Origin of the sequence: Hongsoonwoonella zoysiae (assembly GCF_013266695.1) — a bacterium.
Lineage (GTDB): Bacteria > Pseudomonadota > Alphaproteobacteria > Rhizobiales > Stappiaceae > Hongsoonwoonella > Hongsoonwoonella zoysiae.
Genome location: NZ_JABRXF010000001.1, coordinates 1691308 through 1714338, shown reverse-complemented (window position 1 = coordinate 1714338; position 23031 = coordinate 1691308). Strand labels below are relative to the sequence as shown.

21 protein-coding genes are annotated in these 23031 nt (G+C 61.7%); 10 read left to right on the top strand and 11 right to left on the bottom strand.

The window, feature by feature from the left end:
- Positions 1-111 precede the first annotated feature (111 nt).
- The 3 genes from HPQ64_RS20585 (at position 112) to hemF (ending at position 1760) form a co-directional block, all read left to right on the top strand.
- Positions 112-246: a hypothetical protein gene (locus HPQ64_RS20585; protein WP_281358255.1), complete on the top strand. Its 135-nt coding sequence runs from the start codon at positions 112-114 to the stop codon at positions 244-246.
- An 82-nt stretch (positions 247-328) separates the two neighbouring features.
- Positions 329-787, top strand: a complete 459-nt coding sequence (locus tag HPQ64_RS07935) for a tRNA (cytidine(34)-2'-O)-methyltransferase (protein WP_172887818.1) — start codon at positions 329-331, stop codon at positions 785-787.
- Between the two features lie 37 nt (positions 788-824).
- Complete coding sequence (hemF, locus tag HPQ64_RS07930; RefSeq protein WP_172887817.1) at positions 825-1760, top strand: oxygen-dependent coproporphyrinogen oxidase; 936 nt, start codon at positions 825-827, stop codon at positions 1758-1760.
- Positions 1761-1880: 120 nt separating this feature from the next.
- Here hemF and HPQ64_RS07925 read toward each other — a convergent pair whose 3' ends face one another.
- From HPQ64_RS07925 to HPQ64_RS07895, 7 genes are all read right to left on the bottom strand, one after another.
- On the bottom strand, positions 1881-2882 hold the full coding sequence (locus tag HPQ64_RS07925) for a Tim44 domain-containing protein (RefSeq protein WP_172887816.1): 1002 nt from the start codon (positions 2880-2882) through the stop codon (positions 1881-1883).
- 169 nt (positions 2883-3051) lie between these two features.
- Complete coding sequence (metK, locus tag HPQ64_RS07920) at positions 3052-4227, bottom strand: methionine adenosyltransferase (RefSeq protein ID WP_172887815.1); 1176 nt, start codon at positions 4225-4227, stop codon at positions 3052-3054.
- 182 nt (positions 4228-4409) lie between these two features.
- Positions 4410-6056, bottom strand: a complete 1647-nt coding sequence (locus HPQ64_RS07915; RefSeq protein ID WP_172887814.1) for a class I SAM-dependent methyltransferase — start codon at positions 6054-6056, stop codon at positions 4410-4412.
- Positions 6057-6518: 462 nt separating this feature from the next.
- Positions 6519-7757, bottom strand: coding sequence for a CCA tRNA nucleotidyltransferase (locus HPQ64_RS07910; RefSeq protein ID WP_172887813.1), 1239 nt, complete (start codon positions 7755-7757; stop codon positions 6519-6521).
- Positions 7758-7761: 4 nt separating this feature from the next.
- The gene (locus HPQ64_RS07905) at positions 7762-8022 is read right to left on the bottom strand and encodes a DUF6111 family protein (RefSeq protein WP_172887812.1); all 261 of its coding nucleotides are present in this window, start codon (positions 8020-8022) and stop codon (positions 7762-7764) included.
- Between the two features lie 11 nt (positions 8023-8033).
- Positions 8034-8702 carry a CoA pyrophosphatase gene (locus HPQ64_RS07900; protein ID WP_343035945.1) on the bottom strand — a complete coding sequence of 223 codons (669 nt, stop codon included), beginning with the start codon at positions 8700-8702 and terminating at the stop codon, positions 8034-8036.
- Complete coding sequence (locus tag HPQ64_RS07895) at positions 8699-9319, bottom strand: DUF1285 domain-containing protein (RefSeq protein WP_172887811.1); 621 nt, start codon at positions 9317-9319, stop codon at positions 8699-8701. Before HPQ64_RS07895 ends, HPQ64_RS07900 begins: the two co-directional genes overlap by 4 nt.
- A 236-nt stretch (positions 9320-9555) precedes the next feature.
- Between HPQ64_RS07895 and HPQ64_RS07890 the strand changes: the two genes are divergently transcribed.
- From HPQ64_RS07890 to HPQ64_RS07875, 4 genes are read left to right on the top strand one after another with little or no spacing between them, the layout of a single operon-like run.
- Positions 9556-10563 carry an AAA family ATPase gene (locus tag HPQ64_RS07890; protein WP_172887810.1) on the top strand — a complete coding sequence of 336 codons (1008 nt, stop codon included), beginning with the start codon at positions 9556-9558 and terminating at the stop codon, positions 10561-10563.
- A 20-nt stretch (positions 10564-10583) separates the two neighbouring features.
- On the top strand, positions 10584-11522 hold the full coding sequence (locus HPQ64_RS07885) for a DUF58 domain-containing protein (protein WP_172887809.1): 939 nt from the start codon (positions 10584-10586) through the stop codon (positions 11520-11522).
- Positions 11522-14341: a DUF4159 domain-containing protein gene (locus tag HPQ64_RS07880; protein WP_172887808.1), complete on the top strand. Its 2820-nt coding sequence runs from the start codon at positions 11522-11524 to the stop codon at positions 14339-14341. Before HPQ64_RS07885 ends, HPQ64_RS07880 begins: the two co-directional genes overlap by 1 nt.
- 12 nt (positions 14342-14353) lie before the next feature.
- Positions 14354-16432, top strand: coding sequence for a hypothetical protein (locus tag HPQ64_RS07875; protein ID WP_172887807.1), 2079 nt, complete (start codon positions 14354-14356; stop codon positions 16430-16432).
- Between the two features lie 19 nt (positions 16433-16451).
- On the opposite strand, the gene HPQ64_RS07870 is transcribed toward HPQ64_RS07875, so the two are convergent.
- The gene (locus HPQ64_RS07870) at positions 16452-16976 is read right to left on the bottom strand and encodes a GNAT family N-acetyltransferase (RefSeq protein WP_343035944.1); all 525 of its coding nucleotides are present in this window, start codon (positions 16974-16976) and stop codon (positions 16452-16454) included.
- Positions 16977-17354: 378 nt separating this feature from the next.
- Here HPQ64_RS07870 and HPQ64_RS07865 point away from each other — a divergent pair, with 378 nt between their 5' ends.
- Positions 17355-18323 (top strand): glutathione S-transferase family protein, encoded by a 969-nt coding sequence (locus HPQ64_RS07865; RefSeq protein WP_172887806.1) that lies wholly within the window; start codon positions 17355-17357, stop codon positions 18321-18323.
- Between the two features lie 22 nt (positions 18324-18345).
- Here the strand turns inward: HPQ64_RS07865 and HPQ64_RS07860 are convergent, their stop codons facing one another.
- Positions 18346-18831 carry an NUDIX domain-containing protein gene (locus HPQ64_RS07860; RefSeq protein WP_172887805.1) on the bottom strand — a complete coding sequence of 162 codons (486 nt, stop codon included), beginning with the start codon at positions 18829-18831 and terminating at the stop codon, positions 18346-18348.
- A 447-nt stretch (positions 18832-19278) separates the two neighbouring features.
- On the opposite strand from HPQ64_RS07860, the gene HPQ64_RS07855 reads away from it, so the two are divergent.
- The gene (locus HPQ64_RS07855; RefSeq protein ID WP_172887804.1) at positions 19279-20205 is read left to right on the top strand and encodes a metallophosphoesterase family protein; all 927 of its coding nucleotides are present in this window, start codon (positions 19279-19281) and stop codon (positions 20203-20205) included.
- Here HPQ64_RS07855 and HPQ64_RS07850 read toward each other — a convergent pair.
- Complete coding sequence (locus HPQ64_RS07850) at positions 20198-20803, bottom strand: hypothetical protein (RefSeq protein WP_172887803.1); 606 nt, start codon at positions 20801-20803, stop codon at positions 20198-20200. The genes HPQ64_RS07855 and HPQ64_RS07850 overlap by 8 nt on opposite strands.
- 393 nt (positions 20804-21196) lie before the next feature.
- Here HPQ64_RS07850 and mtnA point away from each other — a divergent pair, with 393 nt between their 5' ends.
- Positions 21197-22303, top strand: coding sequence for an S-methyl-5-thioribose-1-phosphate isomerase (gene mtnA / locus HPQ64_RS07845; protein WP_172887802.1), 1107 nt, complete (start codon positions 21197-21199; stop codon positions 22301-22303).
- A gap of 6 nt (positions 22304-22309) precedes the next feature.
- On the opposite strand, the gene HPQ64_RS07840 is transcribed toward mtnA, so the two are convergent.
- Positions 22310-22933, bottom strand: coding sequence for a GNAT family N-acetyltransferase (locus HPQ64_RS07840; protein WP_172887801.1), 624 nt, complete (start codon positions 22931-22933; stop codon positions 22310-22312).
- Between the last annotated feature and the right edge of the window lie 98 nt (positions 22934-23031).

The window sequence follows — 23031 nt, the reverse complement described above, 5'->3', positions numbered from 1 at the left end:
GGAAAAAGTCTGGCCGACCTAACTACTGCCGCCCCCCCCTCCTAGCCACCCCCTCCCTTTCGTGTAATCTCCCAAGCGCGGAACAAAACCCGCGCGACGGAAGGCGAACCCGTGAGCACGATCAAGGATATTTACGCCCGGCTATTCCGCGTTCCGCTTGCCGAGGTTCTGGAGGATGCGAAGCACTGCGCGCATAGGCATTTCGGGCTGGCAGTGGTGACAATCACCACCGAAAACGGGCGGTGAAGCCGCTTCCCCACCCTTTACGCCCTCGCCAAATCGGCTAAACCCTTCTCCCCTCTCTACCGAAGCCGAAGCGGAAGCGCCCTTGCCCGATCTTGCCCTTTACCAGCCCGATATTCCGCAGAACACGGGCACGATCCTGCGTCTTGCCGCCTGCATGGGTGTCTGCGTTCACCTGATCGAGCCTGCGGGTTTTCCGCTGTCCGACCATGCGTTGAAACGTGCGGGAATGGACTATCTGGAGCGCGCGGCGCTTGTCCGCCATGTCTCCTTCGCCGCTTTCGAGGACTGGCGGAAGGGGGAAGCGTGGCGCCTCGTGCTGCTTTCCACTCGCGCGGCCGTTCCCTACACCGCGTTTTCGTTCGAGGCGTCGGACATTCTCCTGCTCGGCCGCGAGTCCGCCGGCGTGCCGGATGCGGTTCACGATGCTGCCGATGCGCGCCTTCTGATCCCCATGGCGGAGGGCATGCGCTCTCTTAACGTGGCGATATCCGGTGCGATGGTGCTGGGCGAGGCCTTGCGCCAGACGAAGGCTTTCCCCTAAACGTCTCCCCATTGAACCAATTCCCGAAAGGCGAATCATGAGCGGCGGCAAGGCAGACGGCGGTGACGTGAAGGGCGGGCCGATCCCCGACGGGATCGAGGAAAAGAAGCTCCGCGCGCCGGAATGGTTCGCGAGCCTGCGTGACGATATCTGCTCCGCTTTCGAGGCGCTGGAAGATGAGATCGGCGAGCGTTCCGGCCCGCTTTCGGATATGGCGCCCGGCCGTTTCGTGCGCACCCCCTGGGAGCGGACGAACCACGACGGTGAAAAGGGCGGCGGCGGCGTCATGTCGATGATGCATGGCCGCGTTTTCGAAAAGGTCGGCGTGCACGTTTCCACCGTCCACGGCTCCTTCTCGCCGGAATTTCGCGGCCAGATTCCAGGTGCCGCTGAAGACCCGCGCTTCTGGGCCTCCGGCATCTCGCTGATCGCCCATCCGCGGAACCCGCATGTTTCTGCCGTTCACATGAACACGCGCATGGTCGTCACCACGCGCCAGTGGTTCGGCGGCGGGGCGGACCTGACGCCCGTTCTCGATGCCCGCCGAACGCAAACAGACCCCGACACGCGCGCCTTCCACGCCGCCATGCGCGAAGCCTGCGACGCTCACGCCTGCGCCGATTACGAGCACTACAAGACATGGTGCGATGACTATTTCTATCTGAAACACCGCGACGAGCCGCGCGGCATCGGCGGCATTTTCTACGATTATCTCAACAGCGGGGATTGGGAGGCGGATTTCGCCTTCACGCAGGATGTCGGCCGCGCCTTCCGCAAGATCTATCCCGACCTCGTGCGCCGCAACTTCGAAAAGCCCTGGAGCGAGGCGGAACGCGAGGAGCAACTTATCCGCCGTGGCCGCTATGTGGAGTATAATCTGCTTTACGACCGGGGCACGATTTTCGGCCTCAGGACGGGCGGAAACGTCGCCTCCATCCTCTCGTCCATGCCGCCGGTCGTGAAATGGCCATGAGGGAATTGTGAGACTTTCTCAAATCCCCTCATTTCACCTTTTTGACCCCGCCTGGAATTTTCCTCGCCGCTTTGGCGGATAGCCCGTGAGGCCCCTGTCAGACCCCCAGTCAGGCCGGTATCACCCGGCCTGCTGGATGGCTGAAAGCCGCCAGTTTCCGCCGTTTTCGCGTACGAAGGTCCAAAGTTCCGTCACCTCCGAAGGGGTGTCGGGATCACCCTCGACGACCCTGTTCGTCGCACGATCCCTCGTTACGTCAATTGACGTGTAACGCATTGCAACCGTTGCGTAATCCTGCGCACCCTCGCGCCAGGCTTCCGAAAGGTCGCCCTGCAAGAGCTTGATGTCCCGCACTTCATTCACCAGCCCCGCCGACGCCGCTTTTCCGAGATCTTCCGCAAGGAATCCAAAGGCTTCGGTCGTCGAAAGGCCTCGCAGCGTGGTGTAGTCCTCGCGCCCGAAGGCCTCCTGGATATCGGTCAGAAGCTTTTCGAAGGTGTCGAGATCCTCAGGCGTTATGCCGATCTCGTCTCCTTCCGAAAAAGGCGTTGAAGACGCAGCGGAAGATGCCGGAGTCCCGCCGATATCCGGCACCTTGAACCCGGACGAACCGCCGTTCTCCCGCTGACCCGAAAACTGGGAAAGCCGCGAACTCGCAAGCCCCGCCGGGGCATAGGCCGGCTGCGGTTCAGGCTGCCGCCGGCGCATGAAAAACATGATAATTCCGCCGATAATCGCCAGTTGCAGCAAGAGCCCCAGCATTCCGGCGAACCCGCCGATCCCGTGCCCCAGCAGCATGCCGATGAGCCCGCCAAGCAGAAGACCGCCCATCATGGAGCCGAAAAAACCGCCGCCGAAGAGGCCGCGCCGTGGCGAAGTGGCGGGATTCTGCCGGGCCGCCAGAGAAGGCGATGTGCCTTGCCGCGGCGTTTGGGTGTTTTGCAAGGGCTGTGCCCTGCGTGGTGCCGTCGGCGTCGCCTTGGGCACCGAAAATGTGCGCAACCCCCTGCCGCCGAAGGAAAATCCGCGCCGCGCCTCCGCATAGTCGGCGGCAATCAGGCTTAGCGTGGTGGCAAGCGCCAGAAGAAGGAAAACGGCGCGAAATCGATATATCAGTTTCATTCAGGCTCCGGAGGCGTCGCTCATTCTTGTTCGTCAGTCGATTTAGGTACGGGCTTGGCGAATTGAAACCCGCAGGCACCGTGAATGCAGGGTGGGACGTGAAAAATGAATGAAAAAAGCCCGGCAGCTTGAAGCTGCCGGGCTTTGAATTAACTTGCCGCTACGTCTTTCAGGCGACGGCCGATTTCTTCAACTCGTCCGCCAGCGCTTCGGCCTTGTCGGTCTTCTCCCAAGGGAAACCGGCATCGCCGCGGCCGAAATGGCCATAAGCGGCAGTCTGCCGGTAGATCGGGCGCAGCAGGTCGAGCATCTGGACGATGCCCTTCGGGCGCAGGTCGAAATGGGCACGGATAAGCTGCTCGATCTTCCAGTCGGGAAGCTTGCCTGTGCCGAAGGTCGTCACATGCACCGAGACGGGCTCGGAAATGCCGATTGCATAAGCGATCTGCACTTCGCATTTGTCGGCGAGACCGGCAGCCACGACGTTTTTCGCGACATAGCGGCAGGCGTAGGCCGCCGAACGGTCGACCTTCGAAGGGTCCTTGCCGGAAAACGCGCCGCCACCGTGGCGCGCCATGCCGCCGTAGGTATCGACGATGATCTTGCGCCCCGTCAGGCCGCAGTCGCCCACCGGACCGCCGATGACGAAGCGCCCGGTTGGATTGACAAGGAATTTCGTCTCCGAATCGATGAAACCTTCCGGCATTTCCGGCTTGATGATCTCCTCGATCACCGCCTCGGTAAGCTCCTTGTGGCTCACATCCTCCGCGTGCTGAGTGGAGAGCACGACCGTGTCGAGCGCCGCCGGCTTTTCGTTCACGTAGCGCACGGAAACCTGGGATTTGGCGTCCGGGCGCAGCCACGGCAGCGTGCCGTCCTTCATCAGCTTCGCCTGGCGGCGGGTAAGCTGATGGGCAAGCTGGATGGGCATGGGCATAAGTTCGGGCGTTTCGCGCGAGGCATAGCCGAACATCAGGCCCTGATCGCCCGCGCCCTGGTTGAGATCGAGGCCGTCACCCTCGTTCACGCCTTGCGCGATATCGGGAGATTGCTTGTCGATCGAAAGAAGAACGGCCGCCGTATCGGCCGCGAAGCCGAGGGCCGGGTCCGTGTAACCGATGTCGCGAATGATCTCGCGCACGATCTCGGCATAGTCGAGTTTGGCGGTTGTCGTGATCTCGCCGGAGATCACCGCCATGCCCGTATTGACCATGGTTTCGCAGGCGACGCGCGCCTTGCGATCCTCGCTCAGGATCGCATCGAGGATACCGTCGGAGATATTGTCCGCGACCTTGTCCGGATGCCCGGCGCCGACGGATTCGGAAGAGAAGATATAGCCATCCATCAGTTCAGGTTACCCTTCTTGAAATAGTGCGGGGACAACTTTGCCCGTTGAAAGGCACTTGCCCCCATGGATGCGAGCGAAAAGGGCCATCGGAATTTCCCGGGAACGCCCTTTTTCACCCTTGAAAAAACGACTGCCGCGAGATCAATCGCGTGGCTTTCCACGGCAGTCGACATGGCGGATTAATTCGCTGGCTTTTCCGCGATGAAGCAGGCCCAGCCGATCTTGCCGGCGTTCGCCGCATCGACCCAGAACTGCAGAGCGTTCGCCGTGCGCTCGACAAGTTCGGGACCAATGCGATCGTCGAACTCTTGCCTACGGCGCAGGAGTTCGGAGCGAACCCAAGCATATGTGGGCGCTACGTTTTCCGACCAGTCGGCATCGGTCTTGACGTTAAAGCCGCTTTTGGCCAGCGCCTCGCGGTAGTCGTCCGCATCGAACATGTCGGGCGACTTGATGCGCTCGTAGATACGCTCGCGGTCCTCTTTCGAAACGTCCTTGCGCACCAGAAGATCGGTAAAGACGATCTGGCCGCCCGGCTTGACCACGCGGAATGCCTCGTCGAGGACCTTCTGCTTGTCGGCGGCGTGGAGGAAGGCCTCCTGCGACAGGTAGATATTGAATATGCCGTCGTCATAGGGAAGGTCGTGGAAATCCGCCCATTCGAAGGTGACGAGATCGTCAAGCCCGGCCTCTCGCGTCAGCTCCGCGCCCCATTCCAGCTCGCGCTCGGAAATGTTTGTGGCAAGCACCCGGCAGCCGAAGCGGCGCGACAGGAAGCGCGCCATGGCGCCGTAACCGCAACCCACGTCCAGAACCTGGGACTTGCGCGGCACCTCCATCAGATCGCCGATGCGCTGGTTGGAGCGCACCATGGCCGACTGCAGGCTTTCGCCCTCAAGCTCGAATGTGCCGATGTGGACGTTCTCGCCCCAGATGTCGCGGTAAATCTCATCGGCCGCGCCATCGTAATATTCGCGCGTTTCGCGCACGACGCGGGTCAGGTTCTTGTTTTTCCGAGCCGCCGTTTCCTTGCGCTTCGGCTTGATGCCGCTCGTCTTGTCAACGGGCTTGAAGGCGACCTGCTGGATGAAATCGACGTCGTAATGATCGTAAGGACGCTCGAAATCGCCGTAGCGGGTCACATCCACGAAGCCTGCATCCTCAAGGAGATGGCTCATGTAGTTCTGGCGCAGCGGATACAACTGCAGCGTATGCCGGTCGCCGTTGGGAAAGCTGTACTGGAACTTGCACATCGTGCGGTTAAGGATGACAGGCCGCACGTCCACGCCTTTTCCGGTGTAGTAGAACTCGTGCTTGGTGCTGTAGCCCTCATCGAGGATGCTGTCGTAGTTCCGGTGATCGATGATGAGTATTCCACCGGGCTTCAGCGCCTTGAACATGGATTCAAGCGCATCCCGGCGCGATTCATGCTCGAAAAGATGCGAAAAGGCATTTCCGAGGCAGACAAGCGCGTCGAAAGCCTCCGGGCCGAAGCTCTTGTGCAGTTCGCGCCAGTCGACAACACGGGTATCGACCAGTTCGACGCCCGATTGCTCGACATTCTCCCTCGCCCGCTCGATCATGTTGGCCGAACCGTCGCAGGCGGTGACCTTGAAGCCGTCCTCGGCCAATACGACCGAATGAAACCCGGTGCCGCAGGCGATATCCGCGACCGATTCCACGCCATAGGCGTTCAACAGGCGATGAAAGAAGCCGGACTCGCTCTTGCGGCGGCCGTCCCAGCCGATCAGCTTGTCCCAATTGCCTACGAAATCCTCAGTGTATTCTTCAACGTAGCTTTCGTCTTTGATGAGTTTGGCAGTCATATAAAATCCCCGGTTTGATTACCCGTGCAGGAGCACACAAGGCTCCGATGCCGGTAGCGGCCACGCCGGAACGCGGCGCTTTGAAGGAGAAGCAAGCCGGAAGCCGCGGTAGGACAGGTACACGTGATACGCCCCGAGCAAGCACACTCAGGTAATCACGTCTCGGCTTCGGCGCTAACAAGCGTAGGGTTACAATGATCCAACCCCTATTTCAACAGCATAATAATATATTTTTTTCAAAATCAAGTTATACGTGATCTTTGTATAACGATTTTTGCTATACTTTTTTCAGTTCAGATTCTCATACAATAATTAAACAATAATTGTATTGATTATTTATTATGTGAGGCGAAGCTAGATTTCGGAAATACGTTTCACTTGAAAATGAAAGACATGGGCAAGGTTGCAAGCGCTTGCGGAAAGTCGAGGGCCCCGAAACCGAAAGGATGGAACCGGGTGTAATCAGCCCGCGTCCGGGCTTGCTTCGGCATGCACCAACCGAAGCAATTCCGCCGAAGTCGGCTGAAAGTCCGCATCGATCCATGCGCGCTCCAGAAGCGCCATCCACTCGCCCACGCGGGGGCCCCGCGGAACGCCGAGGCCAAGTAAATCCCTGCCCCTGACCGGAAATTGCGGCGCATGAAAACTGCGGGCCAGATCGAGTTCATCGCTAAAATGCCTGTCGCCGGGGTCGCCGCCCTGGCGCGCCCATGCAAGCAGGAGCCCATCGACGGCGGCGGTCCGGCCATGGCGATAGACCAATTCCTTCGCCGACAGGCTTCGGTCCGGGCGACCGGCACGGTCGGCCACGTGGAGCGCACCCATCATGCGCTTGCGCTCGGCATTCGAAAGGCGCATGCGGTCGCTGATGCGATCAATATCCTCATCGACGAAACCGGCAAGCGCGGCAAGGCCGACCGCGGGTGCGCGGGTCTCGCCCGCGACCGGATCGAGACGGCGCAGATTGGCGAAATCCACAATCCGGGCGATGCCCGCAAGCACGATCTCCAAAATGCCGATATCCGCCATGAGACGAAGCGTTTCAGGCGCCCTCGGGGCGGAGACGAGCTTCCTCATCTCAAGCCCGATGCGCTCTGCCGAAAGCCTCCTCAGGCCGTCACGGCCCTCGATCGCCGCATGAAGGCCGGCCTTGTCGAGCTCTCCCAGCCCGTATTGGGCGTGAAAGCGAAAAAAGCGAAGGATTCTGAGATAGTCCTCGCGAATGCGGGCCGCCGGATCGCCAATGAAGCGAATTCTGCGGGCGTTCAGGTCCGTCAAGCCGTTCACGGGATCGAAAAGATGCCCGTTCCGGTCGACATAGAGCGCGTTCATCGTGAAATCGCGCCGCTCGGCATCCTTTACCCAATCGCGCCCGAAGCGCACCGTCGCGTGGCGTCCATGGGTCTCCACGTCTTCGCGCAGCGTCGTCACTTCGTAGGCGTCGTGATCGCTCACGACGGTTACCGTCCCGTGCTCGATCCCGGTTGGAACGGCCCTGAGGCCCGCGGCCTTGATGCGGCGAACGACCTCTTCAGGCGGGTTGGTCGTGGAGATATCGATATCCGTCACCGGAACGCCGAGAAGCGTATTGCGTACCGAGCCGCCGACCGCGCGCGCTTGCTCACCGCCCTTCTCCAGCGCGTCGAAGACCGCCTGAAGCGAGGCGGCGGCCAACCAGTCGGCTGCGATACGCTCCACCATCGCCCTACTCGTAGTGGCTGGGGATGAATTGTCCGTCGCGAATTTCCGCGGGCTTGTAGGTCTTGCCTTCCGGGGACCGCTCGAACGTCGCCAACAATACAAGGCTGGTGGCAACGATCACAACGCCGGCAAACGCGAGCCACGCCATCGGGCCTTCGCGCCAGTTTTCCGAAGTCTGCGCCTTCTTGTTTATCCACAACCAGAACGCATATGCGATGAAGGGGATGAGAAACAGGAAAAGATGCGTAAGGACAACTCTTAACATTGGCGGCGCTTTTATCCGTAAACAGTGTCGTAAAGCAGCCGAATGATTCCGGCCGTCACACCCCAGATATAACGCTCACCGTAAGGCATCGCATAGAAATACCTTTTTTCATCCTGAAACAGCCGGCTGTGGCGTTGATGATTGGCCGGATTCATCAAGAAAGCGAGTGGCACCTCGAAAACGTCGGCAACCTCTCCGGGGTTGGGTACGAGCGCCAGATCGGGCGGCACGACCGCCACGACCGGCACGATCTTGTAGCCGGAGCCTGTGAGATAGTTCGGCAGCGAGCCGACGGGCGCGACGGAGGAAGGCCTGAGGCCAACTTCTTCATGAGCCTCCCTCAAGGCAGCGGCAAGCGGGCCGTCGTCCCCCCGGTCGATCTTGCCGCCGGGAAAGGCGATCTGACCGGCGTGGGAAGGAAGATGCTCGGTCCGCTGCGTCAAAATCACGGTCGGGTTGGCGCCTCGATCCACCACCGCGATCAGGACGGCGGCGTCCTTCAAGGGGGCCTTGCGGTCGATAAAGCGCTTGCTGCCCGGGTTGAGGATATGATCGCCCGCGTCGGCAACGGAAAGCGCGGACAACCGCTCGCGTGCGCGCGCCCGGAAAGCCTGGGCCGTCAGCTTCTTGCCGAGCCTCCCGCTCCCGTCGCCATGCCTGTCCATACCCTCGACGATCACGCCGTTTCCTCACTGGCAGAGAGTTCATCCACAGCGGCTGCGGGAAAGAAAAGGCCGCCGCTCCACACGCCGACCATCTTGCGGCCCCCTACGGTTTCTTCCTCGAAATGTTCGACAAGCTGATGGAGAAGGGGGCGAGAGAACAACGCCTCAAGTCGCCCGCGCACCAGCACGTAGGGCTTGAGCCCGCCCGTGCCGTCTTCCACCGCGAAGCGGAGCGGATTGTCCGGCCCCGCCTCAACGATATCACCAACATTTGTGCGCAACGTCATGCGTTGGGCTCTGCCCCTACCCTCCACATGCATCTCCACCGCGACGAAGGGCGCGTCCTCGACAGTGATCCCGACCTTTTCGACAGGCGTGACGAGATAATGGCGGCCATCTTCATCCTTGCGCAGAACGGAGGCGAAAAGACGCACCAGCGGCTCGCGCCCGATCGGCGAACCAAGGTAATACCAGCGCCCGTCGGAAGCGATGCGAATATCGAGATCGCCGCAAAAAGGCGGGTTCCATTTCTCGACAGGCGGCAAGCCGCGCCCCGGTTTTCCAGCCCTCCCGACAAGGGCCGAGAGCCCCGTAGGAAGTTTGCCGTCGCGCTTCATTTCGACATCCGACATCGCGATTTTCGCCCCGCCTCCATTGTTCTTGCCATGTTTTGGCCCATACCCTGTCATGAGATCGGGTTTTGCCGCAAAGATGCAAGACGCCATCTTTCGTGAGCGGCGGCTTATGCGCCGCCGCAGATGGTGTCAAACTGTGGGGTCGGCGGTATGAGTCGCCCGGACTGAAGAAACGGAACGGCGCGGGCGCCAGGCCGAACGGCCGGCCCCGGATAACAGGGGACGTAGAAACGATGAGCGCTGTAACCGGAACTGGCGAGAGCGACACCGAGACAATCGTGCAGGAAGCCGAAAGCGCGGTCGAGCGCATCATCGCCGCTCGCGAGGAAATCGGCCGCGTCATCTTCGGCCAGGAAAGCGTGGTCGAGCGAACGCTGGTCACGATCCTTTCCGGCGGACATGGCCTTCTCGTCGGCGTGCCGGGACTTGCCAAGACGAAGCTCGTCGAAACGCTGGGAACCGTGCTCGGCCTTGGCGAAAGCCGAATCCAGTTCACCCCCGACCTGATGCCCTCGGACATCCTGGGCGCGGAGGTGATGGACCAGGCGGCGGACGGCACGCGCTCCTTCCGTTTCATCAAGGGACCGATCTTTTCCCAACTTCTGATGGCCGACGAGATCAACCGCGCGAGCCCGCGCACCCAGTCGGCCCTGCTGCAGGCCATGCAGGAATATCATGTGACCATTGCCGGCCAGCGCCACGACCTGCCGCGCCCGTTCCACGTGCTTGCGACCCAGAACCCGCTGGAGCAGGAAGGCACCTATCCGCTTCCCGAAGCCCAGCTCGACCGCTTCCTGATGCAGATAGACGTCCACTATCCCGACCGCGAGGCGGAACGGCGCATTCTCGTTGAGACGACCGGTGCGCAGGACACGCGGGCAAGCCGGGTGATCGGCGCGGAGGAACTGGAGAAATACCAGCAACTGGTGCGCCGCATGCCCGTTGGCGAAAGCGTGGTGGAGGCGATCCTGGAACTCGTGCGGGCAGCGCGGCCGGAAATCGAGGACGACGAGGTGTCGAGACTGCTTGCATGGGGTGCCGGACCACGCGCGAGCCAGGCGCTGATGCTGACGGTTCGCGCCCGCGCCCTCGTCGACGGGCGCCTCGCCCCGTCGGTGGATGACGTGATCGCCCTTGCCGAGCCCGTGCTCCAGCATCGCATGGCCCTTTCCTTCGCCGCGCGCGCGGACGGCCACACGATCCGCGACCTCATCGGCCGCCTGAAAGGGCGGATCGGCTAACGCATTCGGGGAATTCGCGGATGGCAGCCAACGCCCAATCCGGTTTCGTCAATCAAGGGATCGACCAGCAGCAATGGCCGCAGGTGCTGGCGGATTCGCGCGAGCTTGCGGACGCGCTGCCCGACCTTCTGGTGGAAGCCAGGCAGGTGGCGAATTCGGTCGTCGTCGGCTGGCACGGGCGCAGGCGCGCCGGGCCCGGCGAAAGCTTCTGGCAGTTTCGCCCGTTCATCGCCGGGGAACCCATGAAGCGGATCGACTGGCGCCGCTCGGCACGCGACGACCACCTTTACGTCCGCGAACGGGAGTGGGAAGCGGCCCATACGGTGTGGCTATGGGCGGATCTTTCGCCCTCCATGGCCTTCCGCTCGCGGCTTTCGCCGGTTTCCAAGCGCGACCGGGCACTCGTGCTGCTTCTGGGCCTTGCGGACCTGCTGGCAGAGACGGGAGAGCGTATCGGTCTGCCCGGAATACGCCGCCCCACCTCCGACCGGCATGCGGCGGAGCGTATCGCAACCGCGCTCACGCACATCAGCCACCCCGTCTCCCTGCCTGAAACGGTCGATATCCGCCGGTTTTCGGAAGTCGTGCTGATCGGTGACCTTCTAGACCCGGTCGACAAGGTGAGCGACTGGATCCGCAATGTCGCGGCGACCGGCGCGCGCGGGCACCTCGTCATGGTGCTCGACCCTATCGAAGAAACCTTCCCCTTTACCGGGCGCACGGAATTCCGCGATCCGGAAAGCGGCACGCGGCTGACGACGGGGCGGGCGGAAGACTGGAAGCGCGAATATCACGAACGCCTTGAGGCGCACCGCGCCGCGATTTCCGATCTGGCGCGGCGCGCCGGCTGGACGTTCACCCTTCACCACACCGACCGTCCCGCATCGGAGCCGCTCCTTGCCCTCCACAGCAGCCTGAGCGGCAATCTGGAGACGCTCGGCGCCGGGAGGCCTGGATAATGCCGCTCGGATTCACAGCGCCCTTCGTCCTTTCCGCCCTGATCCTGCTGCCGGTGATCTGGTGGCTCCTGCGCCTCACCCCGCCGCGCCCAAGGCAGGTCGCCTTTCCGCCGACCCGACTTCTCCTGGAGATCGAAAAACGCGAGGAGACGCCGGAAAAAAGCCCCTGGTGGCTGACGCTTTTGCGGCTTCTGTTGGCAGCGGCTCTCATTTTCGCGCTTGCCGGGCCGGTGTGGAAACCCGCCGCCGACGTGGTACCCAAGGACGGCCCGTTGTGGTTGATCATGGACAACGGCTGGAGTTCGGCAAAAAGCTGGGAAGCGCAGAGCGAGCTTGCCGCGCGCCTGATCGAGACCGCCGGAACGCAAGGAACCGCAGTACTCCTCGCCGCGACCGCGGACGGGGCGAACCAGCCGCTCGTTCCCGATGCCGCCGGCGTGGCGGGAGAAAGGTTGAGGGCGTTTGAGCCTCGTGCATGGCCCACGGACCGCGCGTCCCTTTCCACCACATTGCGCGCGGCAGCAACGCAACAGCCGCCAGGCGCCGTTATCTGGCTGACCGACGATCTTTCGGACCAAAGCAGCGAAGCCTTCGTGCGCGATCTTGGCACCATGTCGGGCGATGCGCCGATAACCGTCTACGGCGGCCTGGATCTGCCGACCGCGCTCGCCGGGGCCCGCAACGATGCGGATGCGCTCACCACCACGGTCTTGCTCCGGGATGCCGCCGTGGGAAGCGAAATCGTGGATATTCGCGCGCTGGACCTGAAAGGGCGCGTGCTTTCCCAAACGCAAGCGCTCTTCGACCCGGGCACGACGGAGAGCGAGGCACGCTTCGAACTGCCGGTCGAGCTCAGGAACGATGTCGCCCGGATCGAGATCGCCAGCGAACAAAGTGCTGCCGGGACCCAGCTTCTGGACGACCGCTGGCGGCGGCGCACGGTCGGCCTGATCGCCGGCACCTCGTCGGACCTCGCCCAGCCGCTGCTTTCGCCGCTCTACTATCTTCGCAGGGCGCTCGAACCTTTCGCGGAACTGCGCATTCCGCGCGAAGGCGACCTGGCAAAGGCCATACCGGAACTGATCGACGCAGGCGTTTCGGTGCTGGTGCTGGCCGATGTGGGCCGCCTGCCGGCAACGGCGGAAGAAACGCTGGCAGACTGGACCGAAAACGGCGGCACGCTTTTGCGCTTCGCCGGGCCCAGAATGGCCGGCGGCACGGACGAACTCATCCCTACCAGGCTGAGGACCGGGGACAGGACGCTTGGAGGAAGCCTTTCCTGGGAAGAGCCGCAAACGCTGGCCGCATTCGGCGCAGGTTCACCGCTCGCGGGCCTGGACGTTCCCTCCGACGTGACGGTGAACCGACAGGTTCTGGCCGAACCCAGCCCGGATCTTTCCGAAAGAACCTGGGCGGTCCTTGCCGACGGAACGCCTCTTGTCACCGCCGCCGGACGCGGCAACGGCAGGGTGGTGCTGTTTCACGTGACGGCGGACACCAACTGGTCCAATCTTCCCCTGTCGGGATCATTCGTCGAAATGCTTCGGCGGATCATCGCGACATCGGACGTGGCGCGCGCGGGAAATACGGCGCAGGGCGCGGCTGCGGAAACCGCATCCACAAGCCCCATGCTTCCCCCCCTCAGGCTGCTTGACGGATACGGGCGCCTGACGCAACCGGGCAACGACGCACTTCCCATAGCGGCCGATGAGATTGGCGATGCCGCGCCGAGCAAGAAGCATCCGCCAGGTCTTTATGGCGCCGACGATGCATTTCGTGCTCTCAATCTGCTCGACAATGGGGATAAGCTTGAACCACTGGATCTGTCGCCGCTAGAGGCCCGCATGGAACGCCTTGCCTATCCGACCGCCGGACCGACCGACCTGATGCCCCTTTTCCTGCTGGTCGCGCTCGCGCTTCTTCTGGCCGACGCCATCGCTATGCTGGCATTGCGCGGGGAATACGACCGCATCAGGCAGGTGATGTCCGGCAGAACGGCCGCTTTGCTGATTGCCGGGGCTGTCGCGTTATCCGCATCGACCGACCTCAGGGCGCAGGAAAGCTCCGATGATCTCTTCGCCCTCGACGCCTCGCTCGATACGCGCCTTGCCTACGTCGTTACCGGCGACGTGGAAGTCGACGCCGCGAGCCAGGCCGGTCTCTACGGGCTTTCGCGCTATCTGACCCAGCGCACCGCGCTTGAGCCCGAAGCACCGATAGGCATCGACATCACCCGGGACGAGCTTGCGTTCTTCCCGTTGCTCTACTGGCCCGTCACCACCGCCATGCAAGCTCCTTCGAGCGAGACAATGGCCCGCATAGACGCCTATATGCGCAATGGCGGAACAATCCTTTTCGACACGCGTGACCAGCTTAACGCCGGTTTGCAGACCTTCGGTACGACCGAGAACGGCGCGCACCTGCGCCGCATGCTGGAGGATCTCGACCTGCCCCCGCTTGAGCCCGTCCCGCCGGATCACGTCCTCACGAAGGCTTTTTACCTGCTGGATTTCTTCCCCGGACGGTATGCGGGCAGCCCGCTCTGGGTCGAGGCGATAGAGCAGGGCGACCAGACCGGCGGGAGGCCCGTGGTCGCAGGCGACGGCGTATCGCCGATCATGATCACCGGCAATGATTTCGCCGGCGCCTGGGCGACCGACGAAACCGGCTCGTATCTTTATCCGACGGTTCCCGCCGACCCGCTGCAGCGCGAATATGCGTACCGGACGGGAGTGAACATCGTCATGTATGCGCTGACCGGAAACTACAAGGCCGATCAGGTACATATCCCGGCTCTTCTCGAACGCCTGGGACAATAGGAAAACGAACGCGTGCTCTGGTCCGTCTCCTTCGATCCTCTCATTCCGCTCGCGGCCCTGATTACGGCCAGCGCCGTCGCGCTCGTCGTGGCTGGGATATCAGCGCTCCTCGGCCTCAGGGCATGGTGGCTCAGGGCAATTGCGCTTGCGCTTCTTATCTTCGCGCTGGCCGGCCCGGCGATCGAACGGGAAGACCGGGAGCCTTTATCGAGCGTGGTCGCGCTGGTTGTCGACAACAGCCAGAGCCAGGATCTGGCCGAACGCAAGACAACCTCCGAGGAGGTCCGTGCGGCGTTGGAAAGCCGTCTCGAGCAGCTTTCAGGTTTCGAAATCAGGACGATCCGCGCCGGGCGGGGCGAAAGTTCGGCAACCGACGGCACCGCGCTATTCGGCGCGCTTTCCGAGGCGTTTGCCGATGTTCCCCCCGAACGCGTCGGCGGAGCGATCTTCATCACCGACGGCCAGGTCCACGATGTCCCCGAAAAGGCGGAATCTCTGGGCTTCGATGCCCCCGTTCACGGCCTGATCACAGGCAGGACCGACGAGATCGACCGCCGGCTCGCGCTTGGCAAGGCGCCGCGTTTCGGCCTTGTCGGGTCCGAGCAGGTCGTCACCCTTCAATTGCTCGATCGCGGTGTGGGCGTACCCCAAGGGCGCGCGCGCCTGACCGTGCGCCGCAACGGCGAAGTGGTGAGCGAGGAGCGGGTCGACCCGGGGCAGACGATCGACATCCCCGTGGAAATTTCGAGCGGCGGCGACAACATCTTCGAATTCGAGGCGGAGCCGCTGGCAGGCGAGCTTACCGAAGTCAACAACCGTGTCGTGGTGACGGTGGAGGGAATTCGCGAGAATTTGCGCGTCCTGCTCGTTTCCGGCAGCCCGCATGCGGGCGAACGCACATGGCGCAACCTTCTGAAATCCGACGCCTCCGTCGACCTTGTGCATTTCACGATCCTGCGCCCGCCGAGTAAGCAGGACGGCACGCCGATCAACCAGCTTTCGCTGATCGCCTTTCCCACGCGCGAGCTATTTTCGGTAAAGATCGACGAATTCGACCTGATCATCTTCGACCGATACGTGCGGCGCGGGGTACTGCCCCTGCTCTATTTCGACAATATCGCGCGCTACGTGAAGGAGGGCGGTGCGATCCTGATCGCGAGCGGACCGGATTATGCCGACAGTGGCAGCATCTATCGCACCCCGCTTTCCACCGTTCTGCCAGCGGAGCCCACGGGGCGGCTTTGGGAAGAACCCTACAAGGCGGCCATTTCGGGAATTGGCGAACGCCACCCTGTGACGCGCGGGCTGCCGGGCTCGGAAGCCGAGCCCGCCGCCTGGAGCCGGTGGTTCCGTCTTGTCGAAAGTTCCATCAAGGACGGCGAAACGCTGATGACGGGTCCGGGGGACCGGCCGCTCCTCGTTCTCGACCGGCAGGACGAAGGCCGCGTCGCAGTTCTTCTATCCGACCATGTATGGCTATGGGCGCGCGGCTATGAAGGCGGAGGCCCGCATGTGCCCCTTTTGCGCCGGCTTGCCCACTGGCTGATGAAGGAACCGGATCTGGAGGAAGAGGCGCTCAGGCTTTCCACACGGGGGGCGGAAGTTATCGTCGAAAGGCAGACGGTGGGCGAAACCGTGGGCGATATAGTTCTGACGCTCCCCAACGGCGAGACGCGCGTTCTGACACCCACGCAAGCGGAGCCCGGGCTTTGGCGCGCATCTTCCCCCGCCCCCGACCTTGGGCTTTATTCGGCTGACGACGGCACACACAAGGCGCTCGTGAATGTCGGCCCGCCGAACCCGCGCGAGTTTACCGACGTTCTTTCAACGACCGGCAAGCTTTCCGGTCTGGCAGAAGAAACAGGCGGCGGAGCGACGCGCCTTCGCGATGAAAACGGCAACCTCGTGATCCCGCGGATCGTCCCTCTCAGCAGGGCGAGCGATTTTGCCGGCAACGGCTGGATCGGACTCAAATCGACCGACGCCAGCGTCCTGAAAGGGATCGACCGCTACCGGCTCTTCAGCGGCTTCCTGGGGCTGGCGATCCTTCTCGGCGCTGTCTCCTTCCTGTGGTACCGCGAGGGCCGCTGAGAAGAACCGGCTCTGCCGATCAGCTTCGCGGACGCGCCCTTCCTTGCGGGATCGGGCCGCCGGCGAGCGGGGCGACGAGCACGCGTGCCGGATCGACGGGACCTGGAAAGGCGATCGAGCCGAATTCTACCTGCTTGAAGCCGAGAGGAGCATAATAAGGCGCATCCCCCACAAGGAGCGCATAGGCTTCACCGAGGTCTTTTGCCGCGAGAAGTGCAGCCTTCACCAGTGCGCGACCGATACCCTTGTTCTTGTAGCGTGGCGAAACCGCGAGAGGACCGAGCAAGAGAGCATCCGCCGCTCCGATCGCGATCGGTGTCAAGCGCACCGAACCGGCCACATCCCCACCGACCATGCCGACGAAACTGAGCCTCGGATCATGGGCAATACCCTCGCGAAGCCGAAATGCCGTCCGTGCGAAACGGCCGGGGCCGAAAGCCTCTTCATGAAGGGTGTCTATAATGGAAACGTCTTCCGGCTCTTCCAGCCGGATAAGGAAGGGTATCGGCTTCATGTCTTTCACGTCCAGTAGGTCGGATTTCATCGGGGAGACGCACCCGTCAAGACCGCCGGCAGTGAAAGGGAATCACAAAGGATCAGGCGATCGGATCAGGCAACGACAAAAGATGCGCTCGAGGAAATTCCTCGTCGCAGGCTTCGTCGTCGCTGTTCGAACGCTGAGGCCATCTTTGGCTCAATCCGTATCTTTGTGATTTACCAAGCCGAATTTCCCGGCTCCGGAAAGTCCGATAACACGGGTTGCCGAGACCGTAAAGTGACTTCGATCACGCCTCGCCGCCTGCCCGTGCGTTTCAGAACGGCGATTGTTCAACAATCCTGAACGGCGCTTTCACCCGGTTGATCGCGCCGACCACGCCCTTAGCTGATAAGGGTTAGTATGATTGCGCAACAGGAGACGGCTATGGGTTACCTGGCAAACGGCGAATGGTTCACCGACAAAGCGATGCCGAGTTCGTCGAGCGGCCGCTTCGTGCGCAAGGCTTCCGCCTTTCGCAACTGGGTAAGCGATGATGGTCAGCCGGGTCCGACAGGCCGCGGCGGCTTCAGGGCCGAGCCTGGCCGTTACCATCTCATCGTTTCCTACGCCTGCCCCTGGGCGCACCGGACAATCATCTTCCGCAAACTCAAGAAACTGGAAGACATCGTCTCTCTTAACGCGGTCGAGCCGCTCATGCTTGAAAACGGCTGGACCTTCGCCGAGCCGGACCCGGTGACAGGCGCCGAAACCGCATGGCAGGTATATGTCAAGGCCGATCCGGCCTATTCCGGCCGCGCGACGGTGCCCATCCTCTGGGACCGCGAGACCGGAACCATCGTTTCCAATGAATCCGCGGAAATCATCCGCATGTTCAATTCCGCATTCAATGCCTGGGGCGATGCCTCGCTCGATTTCTACCCCAAAAACCTTCGCCCGGAGATCGACGAGATCAACACGCTGATCTACGACACCGTCAATAACGGCGTCTACAAATCCGGCTTCGCAAAGTCGCAGGAAGCCTATGAAGAAGCCGCCACGGCGCTCTTCAACACCCTTGATTTCCTGGAAGATCGGCTATCGCAAAATCGCTACCTGATGGGGGACCGGCTGACGGAGGCGGATTGGCGCTTGTTCACCACCCTCGTGCGCTTCGACCCCGTCTATCACGGCCACTTCAAGTGCAACATCCGCAGGATCATCGACTACCCGAATCTTTACGGCTACCTGCGAGACCTCTATCAGGTTCCAGGCATTGCCGAGACGGTCGATTTCGATGTCATCAAGAGGCATTACTACGGTTCGCATGAAAGCGTGAATCCGAGCGGTGTCGTGCCCATCGGCCCCGACATCGACCTGACGGTCCCCCACCGGCGCCAGAAGCTGGCGGCGTAAACCCGCGATCTGGGGACGGCATTCACCAGATATCGGAAATCGGCGATTTGCCGGACAATTCATCCAGCCTTCGCAAGGTGGAGGGTGTGACGTTTTCCGGCAGGTCCGAAATATCGAAAAAAGCCGCTTCCGCGATCTCCAGATTGGGCCGGAAGGCGGATTGCGTTTCCTTGAATGCCGAAACGGTGAAGAGCGCCACGTGATCTCGCCGGCCGCTTATCCGGTTGTGATAAAGCGCGAATAGATCGAGCGGGGCCGTGGCTTCAAGGCCCGCTTCCTCGAAAAGCTCTCGCTTGCCGGCATCCGCCGCAGTTTCTCCAAGGTCCACGCCGCCGCCCGGCATATACCAGCCCGGCAGATAGGTATGGCGCACGAGAAGGACCCGCCCACGATCATCCCGGACCGCCAGACGAACGCCAAGCGTCACCGCCCGGCGCATCAGGCTTGCGGTCAGAAGGACCCTGCGCAGCAGCCGGCTTGAAAGCGACGTTACATCATCACCCTGCATTCACCATTTCTCCCGATCCAATTTCGAGACTACACCTCCCGGATAATGCAATCATTAGCTCACCATGCGGCTCACGCATGGGAGCCCCGCGAAAATAGCGCTGGTTGGCAAAAGAAAAATCCTTATCTAGAAGCACAGAAATTGAGCAATGAATGCTCAAACAGCGCGCAAACGCTGCATCCGATCCCAGAACACTGTAAAATCAAAGGAGGCTGCCATGTTCTCCAGCCTGTTCAACTCGCGCCGCAAGCGCCGCTTCAACTGGAAGCCCTCGATCGATCTTTCGAACCCGCGCGTCGCCGCAGCGCTCAATACCTTCGCGGCCAACTGAACCGCCGATTTCGGCAATTCGGAAGACTGTGACGAAAAGCACCGTTTCCCGCCCAGGGACGGTGCTTTTGTTTTTTTACTTGACGGTTGGTGCCTCGGCACAATGATGGGCTCGCGATGTTTACCCTTGCCCATCTCTCAGACCCTCACCTCGGGCCCATGCCCGACCCGCGCATCCGCGAGCTTTTGTCGAAGCGCGTGATCGGCTACGTAAACTGGCAGCGCAACCGCGGGCGCTCCATGCGCAGCACCTATCTGGAACAGTTGATCGACGATGTGCACCGGCACACCCCCGACCATATCGCCGTGACCGGCGATCTGGTGAATATCGCGCTCGACCGGGAGATAACAGCGGCGCGCGACTGGCTGGAACGCGTCGGCCCCAGCGAGGATGTCACCGTGGTTCCGGGCAATCACGATGCCTATGTGCCGGGCGCGATCCGCAAGGCCACCGATGCATGGGCAAGCTATATGACCGGCGACGGAGAAACCGATGTGGGCTTTCCGTTTGTCAGGCGAAGAGGCCCCGTCGCGCTGATCGGCGTTTCCACGGCGCGGGCGAGCGGGCCCTGGTTCGCCACGGGGCGCATCGGCACAATGCAGACCCGCAGGCTTCATGCGGTGCTCAAACGGCTTGGCGAAGAAGGCCTTTTCCGCATCCTGCTGATCCATCATCCGCCGGGTGTTAAAGCGACGGCTTGGGTGAAACGGCTTACCGACGCTTCACGCGTGCGGGCCGTCATCAAGGCCGGCGGCTGCGAGCTTGTGCTGCACGGCCACACTCATATGGCGACGCAAGCGGCGATCGAGGGCCCTCACGGCGATGTCCCGGTGATCTGCGTGCCTTCCGCCTCCAACGTGCCGGGAGGAAGGCGCCCGCCGTCGCGCTACAATCTTTTCAGGATTTCCGGCAAAGCCGATAGCTGGCGCTGCGAAATGGTCGAGCGCGGCTTTACCGAAAGGGACGGCACCATCGAAACGCTCGACGAAATAACGATCGGCGTGCCATCGGTGAATCTGTCGCGCGCCGAAAGCGTCAATTGATCGGATTTGCGTACCACGCGAACCCGACCAGCCCCACGATCCCGACCAGCAAGCCGATGGCGAAGGCGACGAACGGCCCCCAAACGCCGCGTACGTTCGGAACGGGCGACGGCATCGTTTCAGCCTGGGCGGAAGCGCCTACCGCCTCCGGCTTCGCCCGCAGGCGCTTGGCAAGCCAATCTCCTTCGACCACCTTTTCGCGTTCAAGCACCCGCTCGGCGATATACTCGGTTATGCAGTCGGCCATGTCGTCGAGGTCTTCCGTTTCCAGAATGACCGTACGCCCGATGCGCGTGTCCTTGATAAAGCGGTAGGTGCGCTTGTCCCGGCCCATGACCACATGGCCGGTCATGTCGATCCAAAGCCTCGGGGGCGTGCCGGGGACGATCTGAAAGGAGAACTGGTCATCATCCTCAGGCACTTCCTGGAAGACGTCCTGAAGTTCCTCGGCCAGAAGCTCAAGCCGCGCCTTTTCCGATTCCTGAAGTTCCACGACGACATCCGTGCGCTCGACTTCCGCCATTCTAACCTTACGGATCGCTTCTCGCAGGCTGCGCACCTTCGCATGCGGAACGACGTTGTCGCGGGAATTGGTCATGTCGGTCTCTGGCTCCAGCGCCCGAATCGATTCAGGTAAATAGACTCTTAATTATCAGGATTACCATAGTGCCTGCTCCTGTTAAGGCGGGGGAATCCATCACGAAGAGTCATCCACGAACAAAGCTCGATTCATGGTTAACAGAAATTAACGTTTTCCGGTGGGATTTTCATCATCATCGCGTTGAGTCGCACCCAATATTCCTCGATTGAGAAAACCGCTGCACTATCGGCACGATCACGGTTAAAGCATATTCCGTCAAAACGCAGCGGTTTCGACGGCAAAAATGGTCCAACGTATTGATCCCGGGGCGAATTCTTGTCACGAAAACGATCCTGTTTTCGTCAAAAGCACACTACGATCCATGATCGAAGACACGAGGGAGAGCGAGAGATGAAAGTCGACGGCAAGGCCTATCGCACCATCTGGCTCAACCCGGACGGCTGGTCGGTGGAGATCATCGACCAGACGAAATTTCCCTATGCGTTCGAAACCGCAACGCTGCGGACCCTTGAGGATGCGGCCCAGGCGATCAGGTCGATGCAGGTGCGAGGCGCGCCATTGATCGGCGCCACGGCCGCCTACGGTCTCTGTCTTGCGCTTCGCGATGACGCATCCGACCAGCGCCTCGCCGAGGCCTATGAAGTTCTGCACGCAACACGCCCAACGGCGATCAACCTGCGTTGGGCGCTTGAGCGCATGCGAAAGCTTCTCCTGTCGCTTCCTGAAGGTGACAGACTATCCGCCGGATATATCGAGGCGGCTGCGATCTGCGATGAGGATGTCGAGATCAACCGCGCGATCGGGACGCACGGGCTGGCGCTGATCGGGGAAATCGCAGCAAAGAAAAAGCCGGGCGAACCGGTCAATATCCTGACCCATTGCAATGCCGGCTGGCTGGCGACCGTCGACTGGGGGACGGCGACAGCACCTGTCTATATGGCGCACGCCAAGGGGATCGACGTTCATGTCTGGGTGGACGAGACGAGGCCGCGCAACCAGGGCGGCTTTCTTACGGCGTGGGAGCTTTTCCACCACGGGGTGCCTCATACGGTGGTCGTCGATAATGCGGGCGGCCACCTGATGCAGCGTGGACAGGTGGACCTCGTCATCACCGGTACGGACCGCACCACATTGCGCGGCGACGTCTGCAACAAGATCGGCACTTATCTGAAAGCGCTTTCGGCCAGCGACAACGGCGTGCCCTTCTACGTCGCCCTGCCCTCACCCACGATCGACTTTTCGATCGAGGACGGACTTTCGGAAATTCCCATCGAGGAGCGATCCGAACGCGAGGTCACGCATATTACCGGGCGAGGCGAGGATGGAGAAATCCGCACCATCGAGGTCGTATCCGGCGGTTCGCACGCCGCGAACCCCGCATTCGACGTTACGCCGGCACGCCTCGTGTCCGGACTGATTACCGAGCGCGGCGTGCTGCAGGCAAGCCGCGATGCGATCCTTTCGGCCTTTCCCGAGCGCATGAGCCCGGCCGCTTGAAATCGGTCAGTCCCGCGAGCGTTCCTCGATCAAGGGCAGATGCGGCGCCGATGCTTCGGGCAGCAAGCCTTTCAGGCGTGGATCATCGGCGATCTCTATCGCGCGCTTGTACGGCTTGAAGCCGACGCTGCGATAAAAACCGAGCGCTTGCTGACTGTCCGCCGTGCAGGTGTGAAGCCAGAAGCGCTCGGTTTCAGGCCGTGCCCATACAATGTCGAGCGCCTTTTTCATCAGCCATCTGCCGGCACCACCACCGATCGCCTCCGGCACCAGACCGAAATAGGCAAGCTCGGCGTTTTTCGGATCGGCGAAATTCAGTTCGAGAACGCCTATGGTATCGCGTCCCGACATCGGGAAATAAAGCTCGCGCGCAGGTTCGGCAAAAAGAGCCGAAAGCTCCGCGTCATCCATCACCAGGCGGCCGAACCAAAGCCAATCTTCACCGATGCGACGGAAAAGCTCGCGATATTCCGTCAGATCCGGCGAAACGACCTTTTTCAGGCGTAGGTCCGGACGGTCTTCCGCCCGCAGCAGCGGACGCGCCCGCATATCGAGATAGGTCACGATGCTCGCGACCTTGCCCTCGGGCAGGTCCGTATATCCATTGAGGTTGAAAAGCTGCGTTTCCATTCCTGACCCGTTTGAATACCCACCCGACGGAATTGCGCCCGGCTGCTACTGCCATGCCGCTTGATAGCCGACAAATTGCGAAAGAAAAAGACGGCCGG

What these genes read in the sequence shown, in the direction of transcription:
- hemF (WP_172887817.1), top strand. Translation starts at nt 825, where the DNA reads ATGAGCGGCGGCAAGGCAGACGGCGGTGACGTGAAGGGCGGGCCGATC.
- HPQ64_RS07925 (WP_172887816.1), bottom strand. Translation starts at nt 2,882, where the DNA reads ATGAAACTGATATATCGATTTCGCGCCGTTTTCCTTCTTCTGGCGCTT.
- metK (WP_172887815.1), bottom strand. Translation starts at nt 4,227, where the DNA reads ATGGATGGCTATATCTTCTCTTCCGAATCCGTCGGCGCCGGGCATCCG.
- HPQ64_RS07915 (WP_172887814.1), bottom strand. Translation starts at nt 6,056, where the DNA reads ATGACTGCCAAACTCATCAAAGACGAAAGCTACGTTGAAGAATACACT.
- HPQ64_RS07910 (WP_172887813.1), bottom strand. Translation starts at nt 7,757, where the DNA reads ATGGTGGAGCGTATCGCAGCCGACTGGTTGGCCGCCGCCTCGCTTCAG.
- HPQ64_RS07905 (WP_172887812.1), bottom strand. Translation starts at nt 8,022, where the DNA reads ATGTTAAGAGTTGTCCTTACGCATCTTTTCCTGTTTCTCATCCCCTTC.
- HPQ64_RS07895 (WP_172887811.1), bottom strand. Translation starts at nt 9,319, where the DNA reads ATGTCGGATGTCGAAATGAAGCGCGACGGCAAACTTCCTACGGGGCTC.
- HPQ64_RS07890 (WP_172887810.1), top strand. Translation starts at nt 9,556, where the DNA reads ATGAGCGCTGTAACCGGAACTGGCGAGAGCGACACCGAGACAATCGTG.
- HPQ64_RS07885 (WP_172887809.1), top strand. Translation starts at nt 10,584, where the DNA reads ATGGCAGCCAACGCCCAATCCGGTTTCGTCAATCAAGGGATCGACCAG.
- HPQ64_RS07880 (WP_172887808.1), top strand. Translation starts at nt 11,522, where the DNA reads ATGCCGCTCGGATTCACAGCGCCCTTCGTCCTTTCCGCCCTGATCCTG.
- HPQ64_RS07870 (WP_343035944.1), bottom strand. Translation starts at nt 16,976, where the DNA reads ATGAAATCCGACCTACTGGACGTGAAAGACATGAAGCCGATACCCTTC.
- HPQ64_RS07865 (WP_172887806.1), top strand. Translation starts at nt 17,355, where the DNA reads ATGGGTTACCTGGCAAACGGCGAATGGTTCACCGACAAAGCGATGCCG.
- HPQ64_RS07860 (WP_172887805.1), bottom strand. Translation starts at nt 18,831, where the DNA reads ATGCAGGGTGATGATGTAACGTCGCTTTCAAGCCGGCTGCTGCGCAGG.
- HPQ64_RS07855 (WP_172887804.1), top strand. Translation starts at nt 19,279, where the DNA reads ATGTTTACCCTTGCCCATCTCTCAGACCCTCACCTCGGGCCCATGCCC.
- HPQ64_RS07850 (WP_172887803.1), bottom strand. Translation starts at nt 20,803, where the DNA reads ATGACCAATTCCCGCGACAACGTCGTTCCGCATGCGAAGGTGCGCAGC.
- mtnA (WP_172887802.1), top strand. Translation starts at nt 21,197, where the DNA reads ATGAAAGTCGACGGCAAGGCCTATCGCACCATCTGGCTCAACCCGGAC.
- HPQ64_RS07840 (WP_172887801.1), bottom strand. Translation starts at nt 22,933, where the DNA reads ATGGAAACGCAGCTTTTCAACCTCAATGGATATACGGACCTGCCCGAG.